This window comes from Pseudomonas sp. Sample_20 (assembly GCF_004307585.1).
Lineage (GTDB): Bacteria > Pseudomonadota > Gammaproteobacteria > Pseudomonadales > Pseudomonadaceae > Aquipseudomonas > Aquipseudomonas atacamensis.
This window is the reverse complement of sequence record NZ_RCOA01000045.1, coordinates 1-13248: the sequence shown is the minus strand read 5'-3', so window position 1 is coordinate 13248 and position 13248 is coordinate 1. Positions and strand designations below refer to the sequence as shown.

Sequence of the window (13248 nt, the reverse complement as noted above, 5' to 3'; positions counted from 1 at the left end):
AAGAGGCCGGTCGCTACAACACAATACTCATGCCATCAAACGCCACTTCAACATTACGCCGCACCAGCTCCGCACGCTCCGGGGAATCCTCGTCGAGGATCGGGTTGGTGTTGTTGATGTGGACAAGTACCTTGCGCTGCTCGGGCAACTGCTCCAGCACTTCGAGCATGCCGCCGGGGCCGTTCTGCGCCAGGTGGCCCATCTCGCGACCGGTGCGGGTGCCGACGCCACGGCGCTGCATTTCATCGTCATCCCACAGCGTGCCGTCGACCAGCAGGCAATCGCTGCCCGCCATGATTTCCAGCAGCGGCGCATCGACCTTGCCCAGCCCCGGCGCGTAGAACAGCTTGCCGCCGGTGTTGAGGTCTTCAACGATCAAACCGATGTTGTCGCCCGGATGCGGATCGAAACGGTGCGGCGAATACGGCGGCGCGGCGCTGCGCAATGGCAGCGGGGTGAAACGCAGGTTCGGGCAGGCCGCTACGGTGAAGCTCTGATCGAGCTCGATACGGTTCCAGTCCAGCCCGCCATTCCAGTGGGTGAGCATCTTGAACAGGGGAAAACCGGTGCTCAGGTCTTCGTGAACCATGTCCGTGCACCAGACCTGATGCGGGCAGCCTTCGCGCAGGCTGAGCAGGCCGGTGGTGTGGTCGATCTGGCTGTCCATCAGGATGATCGCGCTGATGCCGGTGTCGCGCAGGGCGCGGCCCGGTTGCAGCGGGGCGAAGCTTTGCAGTTGCGCGCGGATGTCCGGCGAGGCATTGCACAACACCCAGTTCACGCCGTCATCGGAAATGGCGATGGACGATTGGGTGCGGGCCTTGGCGTTCAGGCTGCCGTCGCGAAAGCCTGCGCAATTGACGCAGTTGCAGTTCCACTGCGGAAAACCGCCACCGGCGGCCGAACCCAGAATCTGGACGAACATGAACGCTCCATCATTTCAACGCGGAAAATAAAACGCCTCGGCGAGCCGAGGCGTTGCACTGCGATTCTGCGTAAGCAGAACTCAGCGGCTGGCGAAGTACATGGTGACTTCGAAGCCGATACGCAGGTCGGTGTAAGCAGGTTTGGTCCAGGCCATGAGATGTCTCCTTCTGAGGGTTGGGATAGCGCTATCCATAGGTATAGTCCACGGCAGCGCGAGGATGTTCCAATTAGTTAGGCGGCTATGTTACTCAAAATTTCAACGGCGTGACCCGTGAATCTTTGAGAAAGCTCCTTGCAGCCTCGGTAAAGATCAGTTTGTCGCGCGCCACGGCGCGTCCAGCATCGATTCATTGACCAGGCAATGCCAGCCGCCCTCGGCATTGATCAGACGCTGCGCAGCATTGAGCAAAGCCTGACGATTCAGCTGCTGGATCGCCGCGACCAACTGCTCACGGTAATCCGACGAATGGCCAGCGAGTTTGCCCTGCCACAGCAGCTCGGCAGCATCCTTGGTGGACAGTGTGGCGTCGTCGAACTGACCGGCGAGGCTTTGGCGCTGCTGCTTGAGGCTTGCGTCATCGAGCGTTTCGATCAACGCGGGAATGCCGTTGAAGAATTCTTGAATGTATTCGAGTAACTTGCCCGCCGGGTTCGTCGGCGATTGCACGCCAAAGACAATCGCGGTCATGCCGTGCAACTGACGCAGCGCGCTGAACACGGCGTACCCCAATTGCAGTTCGACGCGCAGGCGCTGGTAAAAAGGCGTCTGGCACACCTGAGCCAGAAGGCGCCATGCTGCTTCATCAGCGATGTCGCGGCTGGCAGTCGGGCAGACCAGCAGCAAGGCGTGTTCGCTGGAGGCCGTGTTGATCTGGCTCCAGTGGTACTGGGCTTGGGCGATCGGTGTCACCGCTAGCTGATTGTCAGGTGTGCCGGGAATGCGGCTCAGCGCCAGGCCCAAGGCTGATTGGGTTTGTTGGTTGAGGCCTAGAGCGAGGCCGTCCCAGCGCGAAGTTGTCCACAGCTGATTGGCGTCCTCGCTGGTTCCAATCGTGGGCAGGGATTTCTCTGGCAACGCTTCGAGTAGTTGGCGGATCGGCATCGACGGTATCTGCACCGCGTCGCGCGGCGAATCGGCGTCGATCATCGTCAGACATTTCAGCGCATGCTTGAGGACACTGGGCATCGGTTCCTGTAATCCGGTCATTTTCAGCAGGCATTGGTTACCTGCGGCGCTGAAAGACAAGTCCACTCCGGCTTCGGACGCATCCTGTCGGGTCTGGCGCAGACTGCGCTGCAATCTGGAGAGCAGATCTGCGCTGGCCGCCGCCTCGACCTGCCAGCGCAGACAGATCGCGCCTTCATCGCTGTTGTCCGGCAGCGCCTGACTGAAATGCATCGGCGAACGTTCGCGACGGCTGCGCGAGCGATCCTGGGCGAACGTGCGCAGGCCACGGTGGGCGCTGGTCTGGCCGCGAATCAGCCCGGCGTTGGCCAGCGGTTCACTGGCGCGCAAGAAAGGGTTGGCGGCGGGCAGATGCCAATGATCGCTGAAGTTATCCACAACGCCGATTTCGCGAAGGATGTGCTCAAGTGCGGTAGCGCCGGATTCGGACAGGCCGAATGCTTGCTGCTCGATGTCGGTTCGCGCCAGTTGCAACGCGCCGCTGACTTGCTGCTGGCGCTGAAGCAGGGCGGCGTATTCCTCGCGCAACGGCGTCCAGTCCTGACGGGCGAAGAAGCTCAGCCAATCCAGCAGGTGTTCGCGAATGGTATCCAGGCGGTCGCCGCCAGCATTGAATTGAAGATGCAGCAGCGCTTGGCCGGCGAACTGGTAAAGCGGCGTGGCTTTCAGGCTGTCAGCCAGATTCTGTTGATGCAGGTATGCGAGCAATCCACCAGGTTTTGCGCTTTTCAACCAATGACAGAGAAAAGCCATCGCCTCGGCGGATGACTCGGGCAACGCGTCGAAAGCAAATAACAGGTTCGTGTGAGCGCCGACCTGTTGATAACTTTTCACTGCCAACGGTGGCGGTGCGGCCTGGGCAACTTTATCCCCAACCGATAACACCGCTGCGAATTGCTGCGCGAGCTCCCGAAGCTCATCGATACTTTGTGGCCCGACCAGACTGAGGGTCATTTGCCCGGTTCGATAAAACCGCTGATGGAGATCTTTCAGCGCCGACTGAAACCCAGGCGATTCGACCTGCAAGCTGTCCCGATTGCCCGCATGAAACCCGCGCAACGGATGCTCCGCTGGCAAACCTTCATACAAGGCAAACTGCTGCTGCGCTGTCGGATCCTGCGACCAGGCGACGAATTCGGCCTGCAGCACTTCCCGTTCACGCAGTTGATCGTCCCGATTCATACGTGGCCGGGCGAGCATGTCTGACAGACGCTCGAGCCCCGCGCTGAAGGACGACACAGGCAACTCGAAGAAAAAGTCCGTGGTGCGCTCACGGGTGCTGGCATTCACTTGGCCGCCGTGACGTTGCACGTAGGCCATCAGCCCTTCGTCTGTGGGAAAACGCTCAGTGCCGAGAAACAGCAAGTGCTCAAGAAAATGCGCCAACCCCGGCCATGCCAATGGCACGTCATGGCTGCCGGCCGCCACGCGCAACGCGGCAGCGCTGCGCTTGAGACCGGGCACGTGGTGCAGGGTCACGCGCAGGCCGTTGGCCAGGGTTTCAGAGTGGGGGCGGAGATGAGTCGGCGCGGGCATGGGCACTTCCAGAACAATGAAGTGCCCATGCTAGCGGATTAGCGGCGGTTGAGCGCGCCGTAAAGCTCCGGGCGGCGATCGCTGAGATAGCGATTGGCCTGACGTGAGTCGTTCATCAATTGGCGGTCCAGTTCACCGACGATCAACGCTTCGTCCAGACCTGCCAGGGCGATGCGGCTGCCGTCCGGCGCGGCAATGCTGCTTTGCCCACAGTACTGAATATCGCTTTCATGGCCGCAGTAATTGGCGTAAGCCACGTAGCACTGGTTTTCGAAGGCGCGGGCACGCACGGTGACATCGGCAACGAAATCGAACGGAATCATGTTGGCCGTCGGCACCACGATCAGCTCGGCGCCGGCCAAGGCCAGGCGCCGCGCGTTTTCCGGAAACTCCAAGTCGTAGCAGATCAGGAAGCCGAGCTTCCAGCCGTTCAATTCAACCACCGGCAAATCGGAGTCACCGGGGCTGAACATCGACCGGTCGAGGTCGCCGAACAGGTGTGACTTGCGGTAATTGCACAGGCGCTCGCCATGGGCGTCGATCAGTTGCACGGCGTTGTAGATCTGACCGTCGGCGGTGCGCTCCGGATAACCGTAAACGATCGCCAGACCCGCAGCCTTGGCAATCCGGCCGATCTGCTGCGCCCATTCACCGTTGTAGACCTCGGCCAGCGTGCCGACCGCTTCGGCGCCGATGTTGTAGCCGGTCATGAACATCTCCGGCAGCACCAGCAGGTCGGCGCCCTTGGCCTCCATCGCCACCTGATGCAGGCGCTGCAGGTTGGCGGCGGGGTCCAGTGGCAGCGGTGGACATTGGTAAACGGCTACGCGCATCGGGGAATCCTCTTACTCGGGCAGGGCGATAGGGCCGATGTCTTTGAACACATCACCCGGTCCCGGGTTCTCTTTATGTGTGGATCCGCCGAAATGTTTCATGATGCCCCACACCGCGTTGAGCGAAGTCTGCACTGCGCCTTCGACCCACGCCGGTGTCCACGACACGTCGTCGCCGGCGATGAAAATCCCGCGCTGCTCGGCCGGCATGTCGTCCTGCATGAAGTGCGCGTACATGCGCTGGTTGTAGCGGTAATGGCCGGGCAGGGCGCCTTTGAAGGCACCGAGGAAATACGGATCGGCTTCCCACGACACGGTGATCGGGTCGCCGATGATCCGCGCGGCGATGTCTACTTTCGGGTAGATCTTTTTCAGCGCGTTCAACGCCAGCTCAACGCGTTTTTCCACCGGATGCGGGAGCATTTTCAACGCGTCGCTCATCCACGAGTAAGACAGGCAGATCACCCCCGGCTTGTCGTCGCCGTTGTCGAACAGATAGGTGCCACGGGTCAGGCGATCGGTGAGGGTCATGCTCATCACGTCGCGGCCGGTCTCCGGATCCTTGTCTTTCCAGAATGGCCGGTCGACCATCACGAAGGTTTTCGACGACTGCATGTAGCGCGTGCGGTCGAGGGCCATCCACATCTTCTGCGAGAACAAGGTTTCATCGCATTCGATCTGAGTGGTCAGCAGCCAGCTCTGGCAGGTTGTCAGGACGGCGGCATATTCGCGGGTGTCACCGTTGTTGTCGGTAACGGCGAAACGGCCCTCCGGTGCATGAGCAATTTTCTTCACACCGGAACGCGGCGCGCCACGGTGCAGGGATTTCAGGCTGGTGCCGGCCGGCCAGTGCACGCAGCGCTCCGGCACATGGCGCCAGATGCCCTGCGGCACCTGCTCGACGCCACCGACCACCAGGTGCTGGTGATCGTCGCAATTGGTCATTACCACGCGGAAGATTTCCAGCATTGAATTGGGAAAGTCCGAATCCCAGCCGCCGGTGCCGAAACCGACCTGGCCGAATACTTCACGGTGCTGGAACGACAATTTGGCGAAGGCTTTCGAGGTGGCGACGAAGTCGTAAAAAGTCCGGTCGTCCCACAGCGGCACCAATTTGTTCCACAGCTCTTTCAGGCGCGGCACATCGCGATCACGGATGGCTTGCTGGATGTCGGAGAACTGCGAACCGGCTTCCAGCGCATCTGCCCAGGCGTCAGCCACTTCCTGAAACAATGCAGGAAGATCCTTCAGGCTCTCGGCGTAATAGGTTTCGCCCTCCAGATCGATCACGGTACTGCCTGAAGCGCCGGTCAGCGGGTTGGGGAAGGGCTTGGTTTCCAGGCCGAGCTTGTCGACGTAGTGGTAGAACGCTGTGGAGGACACCGGAAAGCGCATGCCACCGAGCTCGGCGACGATGGCATCGGTGCCGTTGAAGGCCTGCGAGCGCAGACGACCACCGAGTTTCGACGCCTCGTACACCACCGGCTTCAAACCGAGTTTCATCAGTTCATACGCAGCCACCAGACCGGCAATACCCGCGCCGACAATCGCCACCTCAGCGCCATGGTGCTGCTCGGGAATGCTGCCCAGGCCGGCGGGATGCTCGATCCAGTCGTCAAACGCGAACGGAAAGTCCGGACCGAAAATGGTGACTGGTTTTTTTCCGTCTGCAGGATGGCGATTGTTCTTGTTCATGGCTGACCTTGTTGGCGACCCGACGCAGGATTCGCGTCTGAGTATAGGAAAAGATGCCAGCCATTCTAGGGAGCGTGGAGCGCGTTAATAAGACGCAATGTGTCGTCGTTTTGCCTGATTGTTGTGCAGACTGACGATTGCGGGCTGCATACCGACCAAAGAAGTGGGAGCGGGCGTGCTTGCTAAGCGGCTCAGCCAGAATGCCCGGCCAATGCTCAGACCGGCTGCCCGCGATCAATCTTGCTGCTCAGAATGATCGAAGTCGTAGTTTTCTCCACCCCATCGACGCTGCCAATCTGATCCAGCAATTGATCCAACTGCTCCGGCGAATCGGTGCGCAACCACGCCACATAATCAAACTCGCCACTCACCGCACACAGCTGCTGCACCTGCGCCATCGCACTCAAGCGCCGCAGCACGTCCTTGCCGGAACGCGGCTGCACCTTGATCCCGACGTAGGCTTGCAAGCCACCATCGACCACACGCTGACCCAAGCGCACGCCATAACCGGTGATTACCTTGGCCTTTTCCAGCCGGGCCAGACGCGACGTCACCGTCGTGCGAGCAATGCCTAGCTGACGGGCGAGCATGGCCACGCTTTCGCGGGCGTTGATTTGCAGCGCGGCGATTAGCTGGCGGTCGATTTCGTCGAGGCTGGGGTGGCGAGTGTCTGGCAAGGGAGGCTCCGATGGCGTGGGCGATGAGATTGCCGATGGTACAGGGTCAAGCGCATTGGGGCATATTTGGAACCTATCGCTCGAAGGGAGGGATAACGGCTGTGACGGTTGCTCTTGTCAGGTTCAAGGGCTATGATCGGCACGTCAGCACAGACCGGAACTTTGCAAGCAAAGGGTGTTGATTTCGGTGGCGCGAGCCACTCCTAGCCAGTGAGCGGGATAAGCGGGAAACCGTAAAAGGACAGGCCGATATTTCAGATTTACAGAAAGCCCCGTTGCGCAAGCATCGGGGCTTTTTGCTTTCTCTCACACGGATTTCCCCGCGTTACGCATTTCCAGAATGTAGCGGACGTTATGTGGTTTTCCTTTCGGCAGCTTCGAGCGTCCCCATTCAGCGACCTCGTAGGCGGAAATAATCCGGAGTTTGAGAAAGTTCGTTGCATTTTGCGGCTTGCTGATCGAAAAAAAGACCGCGTAATCATGCAAATCAAGGCAGTAATAGCGCTGACTGTTTTCGACGTAGAAGGGCACAGCCAAGCCTTTAAAAAAGCGTTTTTGCAGGTATTCCGTGATCTGGCTGCTGTAGTAGTGGCGGTCTGCACAAAAATACCGGACTTCTCCTCTGTGTCTTAGTGGCAGGCCGTGACCTTTGTCATCGGTGAAACAGTGGAACCCGAATTCAAACCTGACGACAAGCTGCTGCTCCGCCACTTCAAATGTCTGTTCAAAAGGCTGTAGATGCGCCATGCAATATCTGCGTCCGCCAATAATCAGGTCTTTCCATTCCATTGTTACTGTCGCCGGACGTATTGATTTCTAGGGATTTCCAAGCCCGGTCGCTGATAAGCAGCGACGTCTCGAGAGTATCCCTGCGAAGACATCATCAACAGATGTCTAACCGCTCAAAACCGCAGCTTAGGATCTTTCCTACAGCTCTGGTTAGGTCTTCCGAACATTGCGCCCGTCGAGACGAAACCCAACCACTCGCCCACAAAAAAGCCGCGCATTCAGCGCGGCTTTTCAATTTGGTGGGCCCACACGGACTCGAACCGTGGACCAAAGGATTATGAGTCCTCTGCTCTAACCAACTGAGCTATAGGCCCTCAGTAGGCCGCGGATTATAGCGACGGTTTCGCGGCTGTGCTATCCGAAAAATCCGATACGGTTACATGCAGAAACGTCGCGGCGAATTCCTCCGGGGGCAGCGGCAGGCTGACGATGTAGCCCTGGATCTGTTCACAACCTTCTGCGGCGAGGAATTGTTGTTGCGCCTGTGTTTCCACGCCTTCGGCAATCACGGTGAATTGCATGCTGCGACCGAGCGCGATGATGGCGCGTACGATCGCTGCGTCGTGGGGGTCGTCAGGCAGTCCGCGGACGAAGGATTGATCAATCTTGAGGATGTCCAGCGGCAGGCGTTTGAGGTAGCTGAGCGAGGAGTAGCCGGTGCCGAAGTCGTCGATCGCCAGTTGCACGCCGAGGTGTTTGAGTTGGTGCAGCACCGCCAGCGCCTCTTCGGCCTGACTCATGATGAAATTCTCGGTAATTTCCAGTTGCAGTAAATCCGGCCTGAGGCGGTTGTCCTTGAGCAGTTGTTCGATGCGCACCAACAGGTTGGGCTGACGCAATTGCGCACCGGCGAGGTTTACCGAAAGCGGCCCCAACGGTTGGTAGATCTCGTTCCACTCGAACATCTGCCGGCAAGCGGTCTCCAGCACCCAGTCACCTATCTGCAGGATCATGCCGTTTTCTTCCGCTAACGGAATGAAATGCTCGGGCGGCACATCGCCGAAGGTTGGGTGGCGCCAGCGAATCAGCGCCTCTGCACCGACCAGACTGTGGTCGACCAGGCTGATTTTTGGTTGGTAATAGAGAAACAGCTCATCACGCTCGATGGCACGGCGCAGTTCGTGCTCCAGCGCTATGCGCTCGCTGGCCTGGGCGGTGAGGTCGCGGGTGTAGCTTTCGACGCGGTTGCGTCCTTTGGCTTTGGAGCGGTACATCGCCGCGTCGGCGTTTTTCACCAAGGTGGCCACATCGCAACCGTCGCGGGGATAGAGGCTGGTGCCGATGCTGGCGCTGATAAAGAACTCGTGTTCGCCGGCCTGGAACGGTGCACCGAAGCAGTTGAGCAGTTTCGTCGCGATGTTGTCGGCGTCGCTGGCTTGCTGCAAGCCTGGCAACAGGATGATGAACTCGTCACCGCCCAATCGCGCGACCGTGTCGATATCGCGCAGTTGTTCTTTCAAGCGCACGGCAATGCCCTTGAGCAACAGGTCGCCGACCGGATGGCCGAGGCTGTCGTTGATGTGTTTGAAACGGTCGAGATCGAGAAACAGCACCGCGCCCTGGCCGCCATTTTCCTGCTGGCTGGTCAGGGCCATTTGCAGGCGGCTCTCGAACAAGGTGCGGTTGGGCAAACCGGTGAGCGGGTCGTGGTGGGCCTGATAATCGAGTTTGGCCTGGGCGTGCTTGAGGCTGGAAATATCGGCGAACACCGCGACGAAGTGAGTGATGAACTTGTCGCGATTGCGCACCGCGCTGATTGTCAGCCAGCTCGGGTACAGCTCGCCGTTCTTGCGCCGGTTGGAAATCTCGCCTTGCCAGTGTCCCTCGTCGGTCAATTGATGCCACATCGCTGCGTAGAAAGCGCTGTCATGCAGCCCTGAGGCCAGCAAGCGTGGCGTGTGGCCCAGCGCTTCACTTTCGCTGTAACCGGTGATTTCGGTGAAAGCACGATTGACGGCGCTGATGTGTTGTTGAGTATCGGTGATCAATACGCCCTCGGCGGTGCTCTCGAAAACGGTGGCGGCCTGCTGCAGTTTTTCCTGCATGAGATGGCGTTCGGTGATGTCGCGGGCGATGGTCAGCATGCAATCCTCGTCGCCAATCGGCAGCGGTCGACTGGACACTTCGCACAGGCGAATCTGCCCGTCGCTGCGACGGATGTGGCAAGTGAAGTCGCGGACGAAACCGTCGCGTTGCAGCAGGTCGAGCATCTGTTTGCGTTCGTTGAGGTTGACCCATATACCCAGATCCAGCGTCGAACGATCCACCGACATGGCGCTGTTGAAACCGGTGATGCGGCTGAAGCCCTCGTTGACCTCCAACAGCAGGCCGTCGCTCTGACGCGACAGCAACAGACCGTCGGGCGACGCATGGAAAGCCTTGGCGAATTTTTCTTCAGAAGTTTGCAGTTGCTGTTGGGTTTCCTTGAGCTGGCTGATGTCGCGCACCACGACTACCAGCGCCGGCGTGGTATCGAGGTCGAAAGGCTCGGCGGAAATCAGCCCGGTGAACAACTGGCCGTTGTTGCGGCGAAAGGGCATTTCCAGATTACGGATACTGCCGGCCTGCAAACGCTGCAAGAGGCCCGGCCCGACGCCGGGGATGCCCCAGATATTGAGGTTGGTGGCGGTCTGGCCGATCACGTCCTCGGCCCTGAGGCCGATCTGCTCCTCGAAGGCCTCGTTGACCTCCAGCAGGCAGCCGTCGGACAGGCGTGCAATCACCAGAATGTCCGGGCATTGCTCGAACACCGAAGCGAACTTCTGCTCGGACAGCCGCAGCGCTTCTTCGGTGCGTTTGATTTCGCTGATATCGATCATCAACCCGCGCATCACCGGTTCGTGGCCATGCTCGATCAGGCTGACAATGTCGCGTACCCACAGGCAGCGGCCGTCGGCGGTGATTACGCGATAGTCGACGATGTGATCGCGGCCCTGGCGCAGCGCTTCCCTGCAATAGTTCTGCGTGCGGGTCAGGTCGGCCGGGTGAATGATGTTGTGCCAGAAACCCGGAATCAGCCAGTGAGACTGTGGATACCCGAGCAAGTCTTCAGCATGGGGCGAAACATAGCTGTAGGTGAAGTCGCTCATCCGCGCTTCCCAGGCGATGGCCGACAAGCTCTCCACCAAGCCGCGGTAGTGATATTCGCTGCTGCGCAATTCCTGCTCAAGGTCGATGCGCCGGCTGATTTCCGAGCTCAGTCGGCGGTTGATGCGAATCACCACGGCTAGGATGGTCATCAGCAACAACAGGCCGGGCAGGCCGTACATCAGCAGGTCTGACCAGAACGTGCGGTGGTCGAGCACATTACCGACCCAATGTTCCTGGATGCTGCTGATTTCCGCCGGCGTCATGTCGGCAAGAACTTTATCGAGAATGCCCACCAACATCTTGTTGTCGCGGGGCACGGCCATCGCCAGTTGATAGCGATACGGTGTCTCGCCACTGACGTAAAGTCCGTCGAGCTTGAGTTGGCGCAGGCTCCACACGCTGGAAGCGAGATCGCCGACCACCGCGTCTACTTCATCGGTCGCCAAAGCTTGCAGCGCCGAGCTGACATTGGGCATGGCGACCAGATTCAGATCGGGGTGGTGAGTACGCAGCAGTTCGTGGGGGGCGTAGTTTTCCACCACGGCGATTTTCAGACCGTACAGGTCGTCGAGTTTGCGCGGCTGGGCGCCGCCGACATGGGCAAGGATGACGATCGGGAAGTCGAGGTACGGCCGGGTAAATGCCAGGTAATTCTGGCGCTCCGGCGTGGACATGATCCCTGGCAGCAAATCGATCTTGCCTTTTTTCACCTGCTCCAGCACCACCGTCCAGCTTGCCGGTTCGATCGGCGTCAGCTTGATCGCCAGACGTTGGCGAATCACGTCGATATAGTCAGCGGCCAGACCCTGATAGCGGTTCTGGTCGTCCCGAAATTCGAAAGGCGGCCACGACGCGTCGACACCCAGGCGCAAGTCAGGGTGAGCCGCCAGCCAGCTGCGTTCTTCATCGGTGAGAGTCAGCGCGTCAGCCGTGGCGGTGCAGATCATCAATGACAGCAGAAAAAGCACGGGCGCCAGTCTGGGCATAACGCTCTCGTCACGGCTTGGGGATGATTGTTTCGAGTGTAGACGGGGTACGCGGTGGGGAGGGCGGAGCGGGGCATTTAATCTGCCATAAAACAAAACCCCCGGCCTGGGCCGGGGGTTCTGGTATCACTCGTCGAGGAAGGAGCGCAGATGCTCGCTTCGCGTCGGATGGCGCAGCTTGCGCAGCGCCTTGGCTTCGATCTGACGGATCCGCTCACGCGTTACGTCAAACTGTTTGCCTACTTCTTCGAGCGTGTGGTCGGTGTTCATGTCGATACCGAAACGCATGCGCAGTACCTTGGCTTCACGGGCAGTGAGGCCGGACAGCACTTCGCGAGTCGCTTCCTTCAGGCTTTCCACCGTGGCGACATCGATTGGCGACTGCATGGTCGAGTCTTCGATGAAGTCGCCCAGATGGGAGTCTTCGTCATCACCGATCGGGGTTTCCATGGAGATCGGCTCTTTGGCGATCTTCAATACCTTGCGGATCTTGTCCTCAGGCATTTCCATGCGTTCACCCAGCTCTTCCGGGGTCGGTTCGCGACCCATTTCCTGCAGCATCTGCCGGGAAATACGGTTGAGCTTGTTGATCGTCTCGATCATGTGCACCGGAATACGGATGGTGCGGGCCTGGTCGGCGATCGAGCGAGTGATCGCCTGACGGATCCACCAGGTGGCATAAGTCGAGAACTTGTAACCACGACGGTATTCAAACTTGTCCACCGCCTTCATCAGACCGATGTTGCCTTCCTGGATCAGATCGAGGAATTGCAGGCCGCGGTTGGTGTACTTCTTGGCGATCGAGATCACCAGACGCAGGTTGGCTTCAACCATCTCTTTCTTCGCGCGGCGGGCCTTGGCCTCACCGATCGACATGCGACGGTTGATGTCCTTGATTTCTGCGATGGTCAGCCCGGTCTCGGTTTCCAGCGCAATCAGCTTCTGCTGGCAACGGATGATGTCCGGCTGCACGCGACCGATGGCTTCGGCGTACTTGCTCTTGCCTTTGGCCAGCGCGTCGGACCAGCTTTCGTCGACTTCGTTGCCCGGGAACTGACGCAGGAAATCGGCGCGTGGCATACGTGCATCACGTACGCACAGCTGCATGATCGCGCGCTCTTGCTGACGCAGACGATCCAGGGCACTGCGAACACGCTCGACCAGGGCTTCGAATTGCTTCGGCACCAGTTTGATCGGCATGAACAGCTCGGCCAGGGCCAGCAACTCGGCAACCGCTGCCTTGTTGTGACGACCGTGCTTTTTCAGGGCCTTGCGGGTGATTTCCATCTGGTCGGCGACGGCGCCGAAGCGCTGTGCCGCGATGACCGGATCCGGACCGCTTTCTGCTTCTTCTTCGTCATCGGAAGATTCGGCATCATCGTCGTCGGTATCGTCGTCAGCCTTGACGGCTTTCGGGTCGACCGGTGGCGGCACTTCTGCCGCAGGCGGCGCGATGCCGTCGTCCGGGTCGATATAACCGCTCAGGACGTCGGACAGGCGACCACCTTCGGTGGTGACGCGGGTGTACT

9 protein-coding genes and 1 tRNA gene are annotated in these 13248 nt (G+C 59.6%); all 10 read right to left on the bottom strand.

Going from position 1 to position 13248, the window contains the following annotated elements; genetic code table 11:
- Positions 1-13 precede the first annotated feature (13 nt).
- Positions 14-925 (bottom strand): pyrroloquinoline quinone biosynthesis protein PqqB, encoded by a 912-nt coding sequence (gene pqqB / locus D8U70_RS11540; protein ID WP_130928918.1) that lies wholly within the window; start codon positions 923-925, stop codon positions 14-16.
- 81 nt (positions 926-1006) lie between these two features.
- Positions 1007-1081, bottom strand: coding sequence for a pyrroloquinoline quinone precursor peptide PqqA (gene pqqA / locus D8U70_RS11535; protein WP_003444522.1), 75 nt, complete (start codon positions 1079-1081; stop codon positions 1007-1009).
- 156 nt (positions 1082-1237) lie between these two features.
- The gene (gene pqqF, locus D8U70_RS11530; RefSeq protein ID WP_130928917.1) at positions 1238-3649 is read right to left on the bottom strand and encodes a pyrroloquinoline quinone biosynthesis protein PqqF; all 2412 of its coding nucleotides are present in this window, start codon (positions 3647-3649) and stop codon (positions 1238-1240) included.
- 38 nt (positions 3650-3687) lie between these two features.
- The gene (locus tag D8U70_RS11525; protein WP_130928916.1) at positions 3688-4482 is read right to left on the bottom strand and encodes a carbon-nitrogen hydrolase family protein; all 795 of its coding nucleotides are present in this window, start codon (positions 4480-4482) and stop codon (positions 3688-3690) included.
- Between the two features lie 12 nt (positions 4483-4494).
- Positions 4495-6177 (bottom strand): NAD(P)/FAD-dependent oxidoreductase, encoded by a 1683-nt coding sequence (locus D8U70_RS11520; RefSeq protein WP_024014552.1) that lies wholly within the window; start codon positions 6175-6177, stop codon positions 4495-4497.
- Between the two features lie 215 nt (positions 6178-6392).
- Positions 6393-6854: an Lrp/AsnC family transcriptional regulator gene (locus tag D8U70_RS11515; protein WP_073476545.1), complete on the bottom strand. Its 462-nt coding sequence runs from the start codon at positions 6852-6854 to the stop codon at positions 6393-6395.
- A 306-nt stretch (positions 6855-7160) separates the two neighbouring features.
- Positions 7161-7601, bottom strand: a complete 441-nt coding sequence (locus tag D8U70_RS11510; protein WP_130928939.1) for a hypothetical protein — start codon at positions 7599-7601, stop codon at positions 7161-7163.
- 279 nt (positions 7602-7880) lie between these two features.
- Positions 7881-7957 (bottom strand) — tRNA-Ile (locus tag D8U70_RS11505).
- Between the two features lie 15 nt (positions 7958-7972).
- The gene (locus D8U70_RS11500) at positions 7973-11719 is read right to left on the bottom strand and encodes a bifunctional diguanylate cyclase/phosphodiesterase (RefSeq protein WP_130928915.1); all 3747 of its coding nucleotides are present in this window, start codon (positions 11717-11719) and stop codon (positions 7973-7975) included.
- A gap of 126 nt (positions 11720-11845) precedes the next feature.
- Positions 11846-13248 (bottom strand): RNA polymerase sigma factor RpoD (gene rpoD, locus D8U70_RS11495; RefSeq protein WP_130928914.1); only part of this gene is annotated, 1403 nt, incomplete at its 5' end.

Coding starts and splice junctions, on each gene's coding strand:
- pqqB (WP_130928918.1), bottom strand. CDS start 925: ATGTTCGTCCAGATTCTGGGTTCGGCCGCCGGTGGCGGTTTTCCGCAG.
- pqqF (WP_130928917.1), bottom strand. CDS start 3,649: ATGCCCGCGCCGACTCATCTCCGCCCCCACTCTGAAACCCTGGCCAAC.
- D8U70_RS11525 (WP_130928916.1), bottom strand. CDS start 4,482: ATGCGCGTAGCCGTTTACCAATGTCCACCGCTGCCACTGGACCCCGCC.
- D8U70_RS11520 (WP_024014552.1), bottom strand. CDS start 6,177: ATGAACAAGAACAATCGCCATCCTGCAGACGGAAAAAAACCAGTCACC.
- D8U70_RS11510 (WP_130928939.1), bottom strand. CDS start 7,601: ATGGCGCATCTACAGCCTTTTGAACAGACATTTGAAGTGGCGGAGCAG.
- D8U70_RS11500 (WP_130928915.1), bottom strand. CDS start 11,719: ATGCCCAGACTGGCGCCCGTGCTTTTTCTGCTGTCATTGATGATCTGC.